11 protein-coding genes are annotated in these 13,874 nt (G+C 71.6%); 3 read left to right on the forward strand and 8 right to left on the reverse strand.

What is annotated here, in order from left to right; translation table 11 throughout:
* Positions 1–112: 112 nt before the first annotated feature.
* Positions 113–1,501: an NAD-dependent malic enzyme gene (locus AB0M30_RS27855; protein WP_364589211.1), complete on the reverse strand. Its 1,389-nt coding sequence runs from the start codon at positions 1,499–1,501 to the stop codon at positions 113–115.
* 104 nt (positions 1,502–1,605) lie between these two features.
* Positions 1,606–1,785, reverse strand: coding sequence for a hypothetical protein (locus tag AB0M30_RS27860; RefSeq protein WP_364589214.1), 180 nt, complete (start codon positions 1,783–1,785; stop codon positions 1,606–1,608).
* 90 nt (positions 1,786–1,875) lie between these two features.
* On the opposite strand from AB0M30_RS27860, the gene AB0M30_RS27865 reads away from it, so the two are divergent.
* On the forward strand, positions 1,876–4,113 hold the full coding sequence (locus AB0M30_RS27865) for a helicase-associated domain-containing protein (RefSeq protein ID WP_364589217.1): 2,238 nt from the start codon (positions 1,876–1,878) through the stop codon (positions 4,111–4,113).
* A gap of 56 nt (positions 4,114–4,169) precedes the next feature.
* On the forward strand, positions 4,170–4,742 hold the full coding sequence (locus AB0M30_RS27870) for a hypothetical protein (RefSeq protein WP_364589220.1): 573 nt from the start codon (positions 4,170–4,172) through the stop codon (positions 4,740–4,742).
* On the opposite strand, the gene AB0M30_RS27875 is transcribed toward AB0M30_RS27870, so the two are convergent.
* The 6 genes from AB0M30_RS27875 to AB0M30_RS27900 form a co-directional block, all read right to left on the reverse strand.
* The gene (locus AB0M30_RS27875) at positions 4,739–6,295 is read right to left on the reverse strand and encodes a DUF742 domain-containing protein (RefSeq protein WP_364589223.1); all 1,557 of its coding nucleotides are present in this window, start codon (positions 6,293–6,295) and stop codon (positions 4,739–4,741) included. The two genes, AB0M30_RS27870 and AB0M30_RS27875, sit on opposite strands and share 4 nt — an antisense overlap.
* A 6-nt stretch (positions 6,296–6,301) precedes the next feature.
* Positions 6,302–6,718 carry a roadblock/LC7 domain-containing protein gene (locus AB0M30_RS27880; protein ID WP_003085368.1) on the reverse strand — a complete coding sequence of 139 codons (417 nt, stop codon included), beginning with the start codon at positions 6,716–6,718 and terminating at the stop codon, positions 6,302–6,304.
* Between the two features lie 402 nt (positions 6,719–7,120).
* Complete coding sequence (locus AB0M30_RS27885) at positions 7,121–7,729, reverse strand: ATP/GTP-binding protein (protein ID WP_013230254.1); 609 nt, start codon at positions 7,727–7,729, stop codon at positions 7,121–7,123.
* A complete protein-coding gene (locus AB0M30_RS27890) occupies positions 7,710–8,489 on the reverse strand; it encodes a DUF742 domain-containing protein (protein ID WP_103336418.1) in 780 nt (259 codons plus the stop codon). The genes AB0M30_RS27885 and AB0M30_RS27890 overlap by 20 nt, the downstream gene beginning before the upstream one ends.
* Positions 8,490–8,514: 25 nt before the next feature.
* The gene (locus tag AB0M30_RS27895; RefSeq protein ID WP_013230256.1) at positions 8,515–8,976 is read right to left on the reverse strand and encodes a roadblock/LC7 domain-containing protein; all 462 of its coding nucleotides are present in this window, start codon (positions 8,974–8,976) and stop codon (positions 8,515–8,517) included.
* Between the two features lie 20 nt (positions 8,977–8,996).
* Positions 8,997–12,143, reverse strand: a complete 3,147-nt coding sequence (locus tag AB0M30_RS27900) for a nitrate- and nitrite sensing domain-containing protein (RefSeq protein WP_364589226.1) — start codon at positions 12,141–12,143, stop codon at positions 8,997–8,999.
* Positions 12,144–12,866: 723 nt separating this feature from the next.
* Here AB0M30_RS27900 and AB0M30_RS27905 point away from each other — a divergent pair.
* Positions 12,867–13,874 carry an ABC transporter substrate-binding protein gene (locus tag AB0M30_RS27905; RefSeq protein WP_364589229.1) on the forward strand — a complete coding sequence of 336 codons (1,008 nt, stop codon included), beginning with the start codon at positions 12,867–12,869 and terminating at the stop codon, positions 13,872–13,874.

The raw sequence follows: 13,874 nt of genomic DNA on the forward strand, positions 1-13,874 counted from the left end.
ACGACGGCGAGGTCGCTGCCGCTCAGCGCTCCGGGGGTCCCACCGGGGCCGCGCACCGAGTCCCGCAGCGGCCGCCCATCGCCAGCCAGCCGCCGCGGAATCGTCGCAAGGCTCAGCGCTCCGCGCGCACAGCCTTCCGCACCGCCTCGGCCACCGCGGGCGCGACAGCGCTGTCGAACACACTCGGCACGATGAACGACGCGTTCAGCTTCCCGTTGTCCACCACGTCCGCGATCGCGTCGGCCGCCGCCAGGAGCATCGAGTCGTCGATGTTGTGGGCGTTCGCGTCCAGCAACCCGCGGAACACGCCCGGGAACGCCAGGACGTTGTTGATCTGGTTCGGGAAGTCGCTGCGGCCCGTGGCGACGACCGCCGCGTGCTTCTGGGCCTCCATCGGGTCGATCTCCGGGTCCGGGTTGGCCAGGGCGAAGACCACCGCGTCCTTGTTCATCGTCGCCACCTGCTCGGCGCCGAACAAATTAGGGGCCGACACGCCGATGAACACGTCCGCGCCCGCCAACGCCTCGTGCAGGGTGCCGCTGACCTGCTGCTTGTTCGTGTGCGAGGCGATCCACGCCAGGTTGTCGTCGAGGTTGCCGCGCGCCGGGTGGACGATGCCGTCGATGTCCGCCGCGACGATGTCGCCCGGGTTCTTCTGCAGCAGCAGGCGGATGATCGCCGAGCCGGCCGCGCCGACGCCGCTGACCACGATCTTGCAGTCCTCGATGCTCTTGCCCACCACGCGCAGGGCGTTGCGCAGCGCCGCGACGACCACGATCGCCGTGCCGTGCTGGTCGTCGTGGAACACCGGGATGTCCAGCTGCTCGCGCAGGCGCTTCTCGATCTCGAAGCACCGGGGTGCGGCGATGTCCTCGAGGTTGATGCCCGCGTACACCGGGGCCAGCGCCTTCGCGATCAGGATGATCTCTTCGGTGTCCTGGGTGTCCAGGCACACCGGCCACGCGTCGACGTCGGCGAACTTCTTGAACAGCGCCGCCTTGCCCTCCATCACCGGCAGCGCGGCGGCGGGACCGATGTTGCCGAGGCCGAGCACCGCGGAGCCGTCGGTGAGCACCGCGACGGTGTTGCGCTTGATGGTCAGCCGGCGCGCGTCCTCGGGGTTGGCGGCGATCGCCTGGCAGACGCGGGCCACCCCCGGGGTGTAGGCGCGGGAGAGGTCGTCACGGTTGCGGAGCGCGACCTTGGGGGTGACCTCGATCTTGCCGCCCAGGTGGATCAGGAACGTCCGGTCGGAGACCTTGCGGACCTTGACGCCGGGCAGCGAGTCGAGCGTCTGGGTGATGTCGTTCGCGTGGTTCTCCGACAGCGCGTTGGCGCTGATGTCGACCACGATCGAGTCGGAGTGGGACTCGACGACGTCGAACGCGGTCAGCACGCCACCGACGCGGCCGACGGCGGCGGTCAGGTCACCGGCCGCGGTGACCGAGGCCGGGGCCTCCACCCGGACGGTGATCGAATATCCGGGACCGGGAACCGGCATGGCACTACCCCCGTGTGGGAAAGCTGGGCTGGGACGGGAGGAAACCTACTCCCGTGACCGCCCTCACGAGGCCCCGATACCGGTACTGACCAGTAACTATGCGGTCAGCGATTGATCTCGGTCTCGGGGTGCACGTAGGGCACCGTGTCGAGGGGGAACGTGAGGTCGCCGAACGGCGAAAGCGCGCCCTGGCGGTCGGCCGCGAGCTCGGTCACGGGGTGTTCGCCGTCCTCGCCCGGCCAGGTCGGGTCGATGCCCTTGTGCTTCTTCTCACTCTTGGCCACAACGTCCTCCCACCACCGGTCTTCGGCTGACGCAGACAGTCTGCCTGAGCCCCCGCAGCCGGTCACAACCGCCCGGTATCCTGGTCGTCTATGCCCGCGACCTCCTTGGCGGACTGGCTGCGTGCGGAGTCCGACGACGCACTCGCAGAGCTGCTCCGCACGCGGCGCGACCTGTCGACGCCCCCGCCCTCCGACAGCACGGTGCTGGCCACCCGGGCCGGTACACCGGGCTCGGTCGCGCGCGCCTGCGAGGACCTCGACACCTTCACCCTGGCCGTGCTCGAAGCGTGCCTGCTCGCCGGGGCCGACCGCGATCCGGTGCCGGTCGAAGACGTCGCGAAGCTCATCGGCGCCGACATCGTCGAGCCGCTGGCCCGCTTGCGCGCGCGGGCGCTGACCTGGGGCTCGGACGACGCCCTGCGCGTGCCGCCCTCGGCCAGGGAGGCCCTGGGGCCGTTCCCCGCCGGGCTGGGCTCGTCCTCGCCGGCCCTGGCGGGTCAGGATCTCGGCGCGCGGCTCGCCGAGCTGCCCGACGACGAACGCGGCGTGCTGACCGCCCTCGCCGCGGGGCCGCCGATCGGCCGCACCCGGGACGCCGGGCTGGACCTCCCGCTCGAGAAGGCCGGGACGCCGGTGCAGAAGCTGCTCGCCCGCGGCCTGCTGCTGCGGCGGGACGACCAGACCGTCGAGCTGCCGCGCGAGCTCGGCATCGCGGTGCGCGGCGGGGCGTTCGCACCCGGCACGCTCACCGAGCCCGAGCTGCCGGTCCACCCGCACCAGCCGTCCACTTTGGACGAGGCGGCGGCCGGTGAGGCGATGGAGTTCCTGCGCCACACCGAAGCCCTGCTGCGCGCGTGGTCGGCGGCCCCGCCGCCGGTGCTCAAGTCGGGCGGCCTCGGTGTCCGCGAGCTGAAGAAGCTCGCCAAGGACCTGGAGATCGACGACACCCAGGCGATCCTGCTCGCCGAGCTGGCCGTGGGCGCCGGGCTCGTCGCGGACAGCGAGGCGACCGTGCCCGAGTGGGTGCCGACGACGCTGACCGACACGTGGCTCGCGTCGCCGACCGCGCAGCGGTGGATGACGCTCGCCCAGGCGTGGCTGGAGCTGCCGCGCCTGCCGGGGATGGCCGGCGGGCGCGACGCCAAGGACAAGCCGATCGCGCCGCTGTCGGAGGACCTCCGCCGCCCGCTGGCCCCGGTCGCCCGGCGGCGGATCCTCGCCGCGCTGGCCGACCTGCCCCGCGGCGCAGGTGTGAAGAGCGTCGACGAGCTCGTCGCGGTGCTGGCCTGGCGAGCGCCTCGCCGGGGCGGGCGGCTGCGGGACGAGACCGTCCGCTGGACGATGGCCGAAGCGAGCGCGCTGGGGATCGTCGGGCTCGGGGGCGTCACGACGGCGACGCGGGCCCTGCTCGCCGACGACCGGCCGGGCGCGGTCGAGGCCATCATGGACGCGCTGCCCGCGCCGGTGGACCGCGTGCTGCTGCAGGCCGACCTGACGGTCGTCGCGCCGGGACCGCTGGAACCGGAGCTGGCGGCCGAAATCGCCGCCACCGCCGACGTCGAGTCGTCGGGACACGCCACGGTCTACCGGATCACCGAGGGCTCGGTGCGGCGCGCGCTGGACACCGGCCGCACGGCCGACGAGCTGCACGCGCTGTTCAAGTCGAAGTCGGCGACGCCGGTGCCGCAGGGGCTGAGCTACCTGATCGACGACGTCGCCCGGCGGCACGGCCGGCTGCGCGGCGGGGTCGCGGCGTCGTTCCTGCGGTGCGACGACGAAGCGCTGCTGGCCGAGGTGCTGGCCCACCCGGTCGCGGCGGAGCACGCGCTGCGGCTCATCGCGCCGACGGTCGTGATCAGCCCGGACCCGCTGCACGAGGTCCTCACCGCGCTGCGCGGCGCCGGGTTCGCCCCGGCGGCGGAGGGGCCGGACGGCCGGGTGGTCGACATCCGGCCCGGCGGCCGCCGGCTGCCGGCGAAGGCGCGGGCGGCGCGCCGCAGCCCGGGTGAGCAGGCGGTGCTGACGGAGGACCAGGCGGCCCGGATCGTCTCCAACCTCCGCGCCGGCGACGCGGCTTCGGCCCGCCGCCGCGGCTCGTCGGTGCGGGCGCCGGTCGGCGGCGGCGCGGACACGTCGGCGACGCTGGAACTGCTGTCCCGGGCGACGCTGGAACGCCGCGAGGTGTGGATCGGGTTCGTGGACTCCCGGGGCACGGCGAGCCAGCGCGTCGTGCGGCCCGTGCGCGTCGGCGGCGGCGTGCTCGAAGGCGAAAACAACGAGCGCTACTCGCTGCACCGCATCACGTCCGCGGCGCTGGTCGAGGACTGACGCCGGATCCGGTGAATTCCCGCCGGACTGCTCCGGGCCGGTGGTAAGCGTGGTGCATGAAGCGGGGAACACGCGTGACCGCGCTGGTCGCGGCAACGGTGCTGGGCGGAGCCGGCACCGCGGCGGCGGCCGTGCCGCCCGGTCACTCCGAGTACACCGTCACCGGCACCACGCACATCGCGAAGCCGGACGCCGACCTCGATCTCGGGCCGGGAAAGCTCGCCGTGGACATCGGGCGGGGCAGGTTCGCCGGCACGATCACGCTGCCGCCGGCCGAGGTCACCCGGCCGGTGCCGGGCGTGGGCCGGGTCCGCGGCACCGTCACGTTCGGCCCCGGCCACGCCGAGGGCTCGGTGTCCGGCGGCTTCTCCGGCTCGGCCACCTGGCCGGTGACGCTGTCCGACGTCCGGGTCAACGGGATGCCGTACGACGTCGGCGCGAAGTGCGGCACAGCCGAGCCGGTGACGACCGAATGGACCTCGGACGACTTCGCCGTGGGCAAGGGCGGCCGCGTCGAATCGACCTACACGATCGGTGCCTTCGAGAACTGCGGTTCGGCGACGCCGCTGATCAACGGGTTCGTGCCGGGTGACGGCAACACCCTGACCCTCGACCTCACCCCGGCTTAGAGGGCGCGCAGGCCGGCCAGGACGCGTTCCATGAACTCGCGGGACGACCGGTCGCCGAGGATCAGCTCGGTCTGGTGGATCAGCACCAAGCCGATGTCGGCCATGTCGCCGACCAGCACCTTCACCACGCCCAGGGGCAGCCGCAGGTGCGCGGCGATCTCCGCCACGGACCGGGTGTCCAGGCACAGGTCGCAGATCCGGCGGTGCTCGACCGAGCGGACCCCGCGGTAGCGGCGGCCGTCGTCGGACGTCGAGACCAGCGCCTCCAGCGCCAGGTTGTGGTCCGACCGCGTGCGGCCGCCCGTGCGGGTGTACGGGCGGACCCGCGACCCCGGCGAAGCGACGGGCACCGGGCTCGCCACCCGGGCCGGCTCGTTCCAGGCCGGGTCCTCCCACGGTTCGGGGTGCGGGATCCAGCGGGTCTCCGGGTCCGGCGGGGGCGTCCAGTCGGCGGGGGGCGGCGGGGTCCACGCGGGCGGGGGCGCCGCCTGCCGCGACACGGGTGCGGGCGGGGTCGCCGGGTGCACGGGCCGCGACACCGGGGCGGGCGGCCGCGGTGCGGGCGGGCGGGGTGCCGGCGGACGCGGGGCGGCCGGGTGGACCGGCGGCCGCGGCGGCGCGGGCGAGCGGGCACCCCGCGGCGGGGTCCACGCCGGCTCCAGCGGCGGGGGTTCCGGCTCGGACCTGTCGCCGTCCTGCCACTCCGGCTCGACGGGGTCGTAGCCGTCCTCGTCCACCACCGGTGAGTGTGTGCTCTGGTAGCCCAGGGGATCCGGGCGGGAGTAGTCGCCGGACTCCGGCGAGTGCGGGCCCTGGTAGCCCACGGGATCCGGACGGGCGTGATCGTCGCCGAACTCCAGCGAGCGCGGGCTCTGATAGCCCACGGGATCCGGACGGTAGTAGTCGCCGCCGGACCCCGGGTGCGGGCCTTGATAACCCACGGGGTCCGGGCGGAAGTAGCCGTCTTCGGGCTCCGCCGAGCGCGGGCCCTGATAACCGACGGGATCCTGGCGGGAGTAGCCGTCTTCGGACTCCGCCGAGCGCGGGCCTTGATAACCCACGGGATCCGGGCGGGCGTAGCCGTCGCCGGATTCCGGCGAGCGGCGGCGGCCCTGGTAGCCGCCGAAGGCCGGGCGGGCGGACTCGTCGCCGGGCTCCGGCGAGCGCTCGCCCTGGTAACCGCCGCCGGTGTACTCCGCCGAGCGGCGGCCGGGGAGGGCCCTGGGTTCCGGGCGGACGTCATCCTCGCCGGCGTACTCCCGCGAACGTGCGCGCCTGGCCCGGCGGCCGGTCGGCTCGCCGTCGTCGCCCGCGAAATCCGGCGCAGGAGCCGCGTAATCCTCGTCGTCGTCCGAAGAACCCCACTCGCGGGTGTCCTCGTCGGTGTAGCCCTGGGGGTCCGGCTGAGGACGGGCCGGCTTGCGCTTGGGCATGATCGTCGACAACGTCGACATGTCGAACTTGCTGGGCGAATCGAAGCCCTCGCGTTCGGTGCCGCGGTGCAGTGCGTCCCAGCCGCTGGAGTCCGGATCGTCGAATCCCGAAATCCTCATCTCGCCCTACCCACGCACGCCGCCCTGGAGCTGGGCGCGCAGCTCGGGGGTGATCTGCTGGCCGACCCGCTCGACGAGCAGGGTCATCTCGTAGGCGACCGTGCCGATGTCGCACGTCGGCGCGGCCAGCACCGCCAGCGAAGAACCGTCCGAAACGGACATCAAAAACAAGTAGCCGCGCTCCATCTCCACCACGGTCTGGTTGACACCGCCCGCCTCGAAGCAGCGCGCGGCCCCCGCCGTCAAGCTGATTAACCCGGACGCCACCGCCGACAACTGCTCGGCACGTTCCTGGGGCAGCCCCTCCGACGGTGCCAGCAGCAACCCGTCCGCGGACACCAGAACGGCGTGCGCGGCACCGGGTACCCGGCGGACGAAGTCCGTGATGAGCCAGCCGAACGTGCCCTGGCCGGAAGCCGTCACTACTGCTCCTCCTTGCTCGTGCGGCGTCGCCTGCCGCACCCCGGAGCGCCCGGCACGGCCGGTCGGCGACGCCACGGTAAAGCGTATTCGCACCGCCGATGGTGTCGAGCCCGCCACCGGCCGGCCGCTGCGCACCCTACGTGTGCACCCGGCCGAGTTCCGCGGCAGCCCGGCTCGCCTCCCCCATCCGGGGGACGCACCACGGCGTCGTCCACGGCTCGCACCCGTGGGCTGTCCGCGCAGGTCAACCCGGGTGCGACCGGCCCACGCGGGCACCACCGCCGTCGGCGCCACCGGGCCGCCCCGCCCGGTTACTCCTCCGGACGGTGACAGCACCCCCCGAAGTGGGTGAAGCACGCGGAGTTCACTCCAACGGCCGCATCCGGATCGGGGCGTCATGGGCTATCCCGCGCGCAGCGCCGAATCGTGCGCGATCGCGTGCTGGACGACCGAGATCAGCACCTGCTTCGCGGACTCGCGTTCCCGCGCGTCGCACGCCATGATCGGGACCGACGGCGCGATGGTGAGCGCGTGCCGGACGTCCTCGATCTGGTGGTGCAGCAGCCGGTCGAAGCAGTTGATGGCCACGACGTAGGGCAGCTTCCGGTTCTCGAAGAAGTCGATCGAGGGGAACGCGTCGGCCAGCCGCCGCGTGTCGACCAGCACGACCGCGCCGATGGCACCGACCGCGAGGTCGTCCCACATGAACCAGAACCGGTGCTGACCCGGGGTACCGAACACGTACAGCACCAGGTCCGAGTCCAGCGAGATGCGCCCGAAGTCCATCGCCACGGTGGTGGTCGTCTTGTTCGGCGTGGCCGTGGTGTCGTCGTGCCCGACGCTCGCCTCGGTCATCATGGCCTCGGTGGTCAACGGGTCGATCTCCGAGATCGCCCCGACCATGGTCGTCTTCCCCGAACCGAACCCGCCGGCGACCACGATCTTGGCCGACGAGGTCGGACCCGTCACCTGCGGCGCGTTCGCGTCGGAGTCAAATTCTCCGAAGCCCACTGAGCACCCTTTCCATGAACTCGATACTCGGGCGGTCGCCCACGGTCGGGCTGCTGGAGTGCACCAGCACCAGCCCGAGGCCCGCCACGTCACCAATCAACACGCGCACCACGCCGAGCGGCAGGCGCAGCAGCGCCGCCACTTCGGCCACCGACCTGGTGTCGAGGCACAGGTCACAGATCGACCGGTGCTCGGGCACTCGGACCCGGTCGAGCATCCGGCCCTGTTCACTAGTCGAAATCAGCGCCTCGATGGCCAGGTCGAGCGTCGCCTTCGTCCGGCCACGGGTCCGGAAGTACGGCCGGACCAGGCCGGAAGTCTCCATCTCCGTCGCCGGCGGCTCGTCGACGTACTCCTGGTGGGCCTGCCGCGGCAGCGCCGCGGCCAGCTCCCCGGAGTCCGGCCCCGACGAGAAGTCCCGCTCGGCGCTGTACGCGGCGAACTCGTGCGCGTCGTACAGCGGCCCGCTCGAACCGCCGAACAGCTCCGCGCCCGGACCGCCGAGGAGGCGGTCGCGGTACTCGGTGCCCCCGGCGATCGGCCGGATCGGTTCCTGCCCGGCATTGCTGTCGGTCAGCCAGTTCGGCGGCTCCCGCACGGGGTCGCTGTCGGAGGCCTGCACCCGCCGCGCGCGCCACTCGCGGTCGACGCGGTCCCGGAACGACTGCCAGTCCTCCCGGCCGTCGTCCGATTGGTCGGACCACCCGCCGGAGAAGTCGTCACCGAGCCGCCCTTCACCCCTCAAGCGCCCGTCGTCCACGGCTCTCTCCTCGGTTCCCAGGTCCTCAGCGGCGAACTGCCGAACCCTGCAGTTGCGCCCGCATCTCCGGAGTCAGCTGCTGGCCGACCCGCTCCACCAGCAAGGTCATCTCGTAGACGACCAGGCCGATGTCACTTTCCGGCGATCCCAGCACCGCCAGACACGAACCGTCGGAAACCGACATGAGGAAGAGGAAACCGTTGGCCATCTCGACCACGGTCTGCGCCACCGTGCCGCCCTCGAACACCTTGGCCGCACCGCGCGCGAGGCTGGTCAGCCCCGACGCCACCGCGGCCAGCTGGTCCGCCCGGTCCTTCGGCAGACCTCGCGAGGCCGCCAGGAGCAGGCCGTCGGCCGACACCACGACCGCGTGGGCCGCGCCGGGCACCCGGTGCACGAAATCCGTGATCAGCCAAGCGAAGCTGCCGGCATTGTTCGCCTTGGCATGCGCCTGGCCGTTCGGCTGCGCGGAGCCACCCGGCTGCATTGCACCCGCCCGTGTCACTTTCACTCCTCACTGCTGTCTGTGGTGTTGCCACGCCCCGGAACCCTGCTGCCTTGCAGCTGTTCTTCGGCCGGAAGTTCCTTCAAGGCGTGCCGTCCCGAGGTGTAGCCCCGTTGGAAGCTTGCCATCCGGCTCCGCGCCGCGGACGCCGAGCGGGTGATCGCACCCGTTCCGGGCATGCCCGCGGTGTTGTCCGCGAAGCTGTTCTGCGGCGGGGCGTCGGCCGAAGGACTGTTGATCGACCCCGGCACCAGGTAGGCGTTCGGGACGCGTTTCGGCAGCCCGGCCGGGGTGATCTCCTCGTTCTTCGACTCGAGCAGCGACTGTGCCGCCTGCCAGCCGTCGTCGGAGGCGCTGTGCCAGCCGTCGTCGGCCGGGAGGAGCGGGTGCCGGGTCGCCGCGGTCGGCTGGAGCTCGTCACGGGACGGCTCGGCCGGCGCGGGCGGAGGCGGAGGCGGGGCCGGCTGCTCGTCGGTACCGGTGAGCGGCGGCAGGTTGGGGTCTTCGCCCTCGCTCTGCGTCGGCACCGGGTCGGCTGCCGCGTCGTCACCTTCACTGAACCAGCGTGACAGCACCGACTGGTAGATCGGCAACCGCCGGGTGGGTACATCGTCCTCGAGCGCCGACGAACCGACCTCGTGCGCGGGCGGTGGCGGCGGAGGCGGCTCCTCCGGCGGCACGAACTTCGGCTCGCGCTTGGGCAGGACCAGCGGCGCGAACTGCGTGTCCGCGGCCCGCGAGCTCGCCCCGTCGCCGTTCGACGAAGGTGCCAGTGGCGCCAGGTCCTCGGCCGTCGGCCAGGCCGGCGTCTCGGGCTTCGGCAGGTCCGGCGACAGGAACGGGCCCGCCGCGCGGCCGCCGCTGACCAGGTCGTCCAGGCTGATCGGCTGGTCGAGCGGCACGAGGCCGCCCTGGTTCGGCACCGGGTCGTGCACCGGAGGCGGTGGTGGCGGTGCCGACGGCGGCGGTGGGGTCTGCGCGAACGACTGCGTCTGGTCGAAGTCCGAACGCGCGGCCGGGATCGGGATGCTCGGCATCGACATGGACGTCTCGGAGCGGTTCGCCGGCGGCGGGGTCTGCCGCTGCATGCCCGGGCGGAGCTGGGTCAGCAGCTCGGCCGGGACGACGACCCGGGCGATCACGCCACCCTCGATGTCCTCGTTCTCGCGCAGGCGGACCTCGATGCCGTGGCGCTTGGCCAGCCGCGAGACCACGTACAGGCCCATTCGCCGGGTCACCGACACGTCCAGGTCCGGCGGGTCGGCCAGGCGCGCGTTGACCTCGGCCAGCCGCTCCTCGCTCATGCCGACACCGTGGTCGGTGACCTGGATGGCCAGCGCCTTGCGCCGGGTCACCACGGCCCGCACGATGACCTTCGTCTCCGGCTCGGAGAAGTAGGTCGCGTTGTCGAGCAGCTCGGCGAGGACGTGCACGAGGTCGTGGATCGCCAGGCCCTGGACCGCGACGTCGGGCACGATACCGACCTCGATCCGGGCGTACTGCTCGATCTCCGACACCGCGGCGCCGATGACGTCGGCGGCGGGCACCGGCTTGGGCACCGACTTGGCCAGGCCGGCGCCGGAGAGCACCAGCAGGGACTCACCGTTGCGCCGCAGCCGCGTCGCGAGGTGGTCGAGCTCGAACAGGCTGGCCAAGTGGTCCGGGTCCTGCTCGTCGGCCTCGAGGCGGTCGATGACGCCGAGCTGGCGTTCCACCAGCCGCTGCGACCGCCGGGAGAGGTTCACGAAGATGCCGTTGACGTTCTCGCGCAGGAGGGCCTGCTCGGCGGCCATCTTGACGGCCTGTTCGTGGACGATGTCGAACGACCGCGCGACCTCGCCGATCTCGTCGCGGGTGTTGACGGGCACCGGCTGGACGGCTCGCTTCGAGGCGCCGACGGGATCCGGGTCGTCCAGGATCCCCTGCACGGTCTCCGGCAGCCGGGTGTAGGCGATGTCCAGCGCGCTCTTCCGCAGCACCCGCAGCGGGCGCAGCATCAGGCGGGCGACCAGGAGCATCAGCGCGACCGCGAGCGCCAGGGCCGCGAGGACCACGGCACCGCCGACCCACGCCGAGTTGACCTTCTGCGTGGCGAGGTCGTCGGCGCGCGTCTTGAGCTGGGCGAGCAGGTTCGACTCGACCGCGTGCAGCTTGTCGGCCGACACGGTGCTGTCCTTGCTGAGCGCCGTGGTGTCGATGTTCGGCGGGTCACCCAGCTGGGCGAAGGAGAACGCCGAGGTCTGGATCCGGCGCCGGTCGTCGACCTCCGGGCCGGAGTACGTGTCGTTGTAGAGCTGGCGCTGGTCGTCGTCGGCGTTCGCGAGGAAGGCCGCGACGGAGGCGTCCGCGCTCGACGCCGACGCACGCGTCTGGTCCAGCAGGTCACCGGGGAAGTTGCCGCGGAACGCGGCGATCTGCAGCTCGGCGTCGGAGCGGGTGGTGAACTCCTTGGCCTCGCTGACCGCCTGCGTGCTCGTGCCCAGGCGCAGCACGTCCCGGTCGGTGACCGCGGTGGTCACCTCGCGGCCGAGCTCGATGAGCGAGTCGATGACACCCGAGTAGGCGGTGAGCACCGTGATGTCGGGCAGGCTGTTGGAGGTGTTGAACGCCGCCCGCAGCGGACGCAGGGCGTCGAGGCGCTGGAGACCGCGGGTGTAGCGGTCCTTGGTCGCCTGGTCGTCGTAGTCGAGGGTGCCGGCCGCGCCGCGCAGGTCCTGGACCTCGCGGTCCACCTTGGCGATCTGCGAGTCGAGCCCGGTCTGCAGCAGCTGGTTCTGCGAAGAGATCCGCGCCACGGACAGCGAGCGTTCGTTCTGCAGCTCGTGCACCACTGTGGTGACCTTGACGGCGAACGCCACCTGGTCGGCGGTGCGCTGGAACTCGGCCGCCTCGCGGGCGTCGTCGATCACGCGCACCGCACCCAGTGCGAGCGCGGTGAGGGTCGGGATGATCAGGACCGCGGCCAGCTTGGACCGCAGCCGCCAGTCACGCATGCCGGAGAACAGCCCGGTCTTCCGGCCCGGATCCGCTCCGGGCGACTGCGCAGGGGCCCCTCCCACCCCTGCGGCGTCTTCGTTCGGCACCGCCGCTCCACCATCATCGTTCGTGCTCGGGAAACCCTGGTCGGTCCAGCGCCCGCCAGGGCGCATCGCGTTCTCCTCAGCCACTCGTCTGCACGCTCCCGGCGTTCCGGCGCTCCGGCCCATCGGTAGGAGCCCAGCGCAAGACGCTACCCGTACGGGTGAAAAGATCGTCTCCAGTATCGGTACTGGGGGTTCCTGAACCCCGTCCAGCCGGACGGAATCGGTTCAGCTCGAGCATCACGGTCGGTCCCTGCGCTGGTCCTGCATCGGTCTGTTGGTCGGCCTAACCCACCGGCGCGGCGGTTGTGCCCGGCCAGGCAGTGGTCTTCGCGGGGAAGATTCTCTCAGGAAAAGCACAGTGTGTGCTGGTACACCGAAGTGGGACTTCTTGATCGGCCATCCAGGCACTCTCTCTCACTACATCGGAGGTTGATACCTCCCCGCAGGTGCAGAGGGTAGCGAACGGCAAGGGAAGATGTAACCCTCCCGACAGGACCCACTCAATCTTGCACAGCGTTCGCTCAGTCGACGCACAGCAGCCGTCCTGAATTCGAGAACCCCACCCTACGCTGGGTGAACAGCTACGGCGAGTGGAGCAGTGGGTCTAGACCAGAGGCCGAAAGAGTGACGTGCGCCACTCGGTTAGGTAGTGATTCCACCCATTGTGAGCAAGCTGTCACGTTCTCTACAGTGGCCCGCGTGACTTCCGAGAATGAGTCACGCACTTCCACTGGAATCGGTTCCCGAACCGTCACTTTCTTCAAGGAGCAGGCCTTGCTTGGAAACGCCATGAGCAGTGGCCGGGTTCGCACTCGCCGCGCCGCGCTCGGGCTCGCCCTCACCGTCGCAGCCGCCACGGCCCTCACCGGCTGCAGTGCGCTCGGCTCGGACAGCTCGAACGCCTCGTCGAGCGGGGGCGGCCTGGAGAAGTCGAAGATCAAGGTCTCGATCATGCCGACCACCGACCTCGGCCCCTTCTGGCTGGCCCAGGACGGCGGCTACTTCAAGGCCGAGGGTCTCGAGGTCGAGCAGGTCGTCGCCAAGAGCGGCCAAGAGTCGATGCAGAAGGCGATCTCCGGGGAGGTCGACATCGCCCTCTCGACGTACACGCCGTTCTTCATCGCCAAGAGCAAGGACGCCGCGGACATCCAGCTGGTCGCCGACGGCACGTCGGTGAACGCGAAGAGCAACGCGATCGTCACGGTGCCGAACTCGCCGGTGAAGACGGTCAACGACCTCAAGGGCCGCCGGATCGCGATCACGGCCAAGAACACCGCGTCGGACATCCTCACCAAGTCCGTCATGAAGGACCACGGCGTCGACTTCACCGGGGTCGTGTGGACCCTGGTCACGCTGCCGAACATGGCGGCGGCGCTGAAGGACAACCAGGTCGACGCGGCCTACATGCCGGAGCCGATGCTCACGCAGGCGGCGAAGACCGTCGGCGCGACGCCGGTCATCGACATCAACACCGGCGCCAGCCAGGACTTCCCCCTGACCGGCTACGGCTCGATGACGAAGTGGGTCCAGGGCAACCCGAAGACCCTCGCCGCCTTCCAGCGAGCGATGAAGAAGGCCACCAGCGACGCCATCAACGACCGCTCGAAGGTCGAGCCGCTGCTGGTCAAGTACGCGAAGATCGACGAAGACACCGCCAAGCTGCTCACCCTGCCCGGCTACGGCTCCGTCCTGGACGCCCGGCGCCTGCAGCGGGTGCCCGACCTGCTGCTGCAGATGGGCGTCATCACCAGCAAGGTCGACGCCGCGCCGATGATCGCCCCGCAGGCGACCAGCTGA

Origin of the sequence: Amycolatopsis sp. NPDC051716 (genome assembly GCF_040681595.1) — a bacterium.
In the GTDB taxonomy this organism is placed as follows: domain Bacteria; phylum Actinomycetota; class Actinomycetes; order Mycobacteriales; family Pseudonocardiaceae; genus Amycolatopsis.

Excerpts from the sequence above, each read along its gene's own strand:
- AB0M30_RS27900 (WP_364589226.1), bottom strand. The coding sequence starts at position 12,143 with ATGCGCCCTGGCGGGCGCTGGACCGACCAGGGTTTCCCGAGCACGAAC.
- AB0M30_RS27895 (WP_013230256.1), bottom strand. The coding sequence starts at position 8,976 with ATGCAGCCGGGTGGCTCCGCGCAGCCGAACGGCCAGGCGCATGCCAAG.
- AB0M30_RS27865 (WP_364589217.1), top strand. The coding sequence starts at position 1,876 with ATGCCCGCGACCTCCTTGGCGGACTGGCTGCGTGCGGAGTCCGACGAC.
- AB0M30_RS27875 (WP_364589223.1), bottom strand. The coding sequence starts at position 6,295 with ATGAGGATTTCGGGATTCGACGATCCGGACTCCAGCGGCTGGGACGCA.
- AB0M30_RS27855 (WP_364589211.1), bottom strand. The coding sequence starts at position 1,501 with ATGCCGGTTCCCGGTCCCGGATATTCGATCACCGTCCGGGTGGAGGCC.
- AB0M30_RS27870 (WP_364589220.1), top strand. The coding sequence starts at position 4,170 with ATGAAGCGGGGAACACGCGTGACCGCGCTGGTCGCGGCAACGGTGCTG.
- AB0M30_RS27905 (WP_364589229.1), top strand. The coding sequence starts at position 12,867 with ATGAGCAGTGGCCGGGTTCGCACTCGCCGCGCCGCGCTCGGGCTCGCC.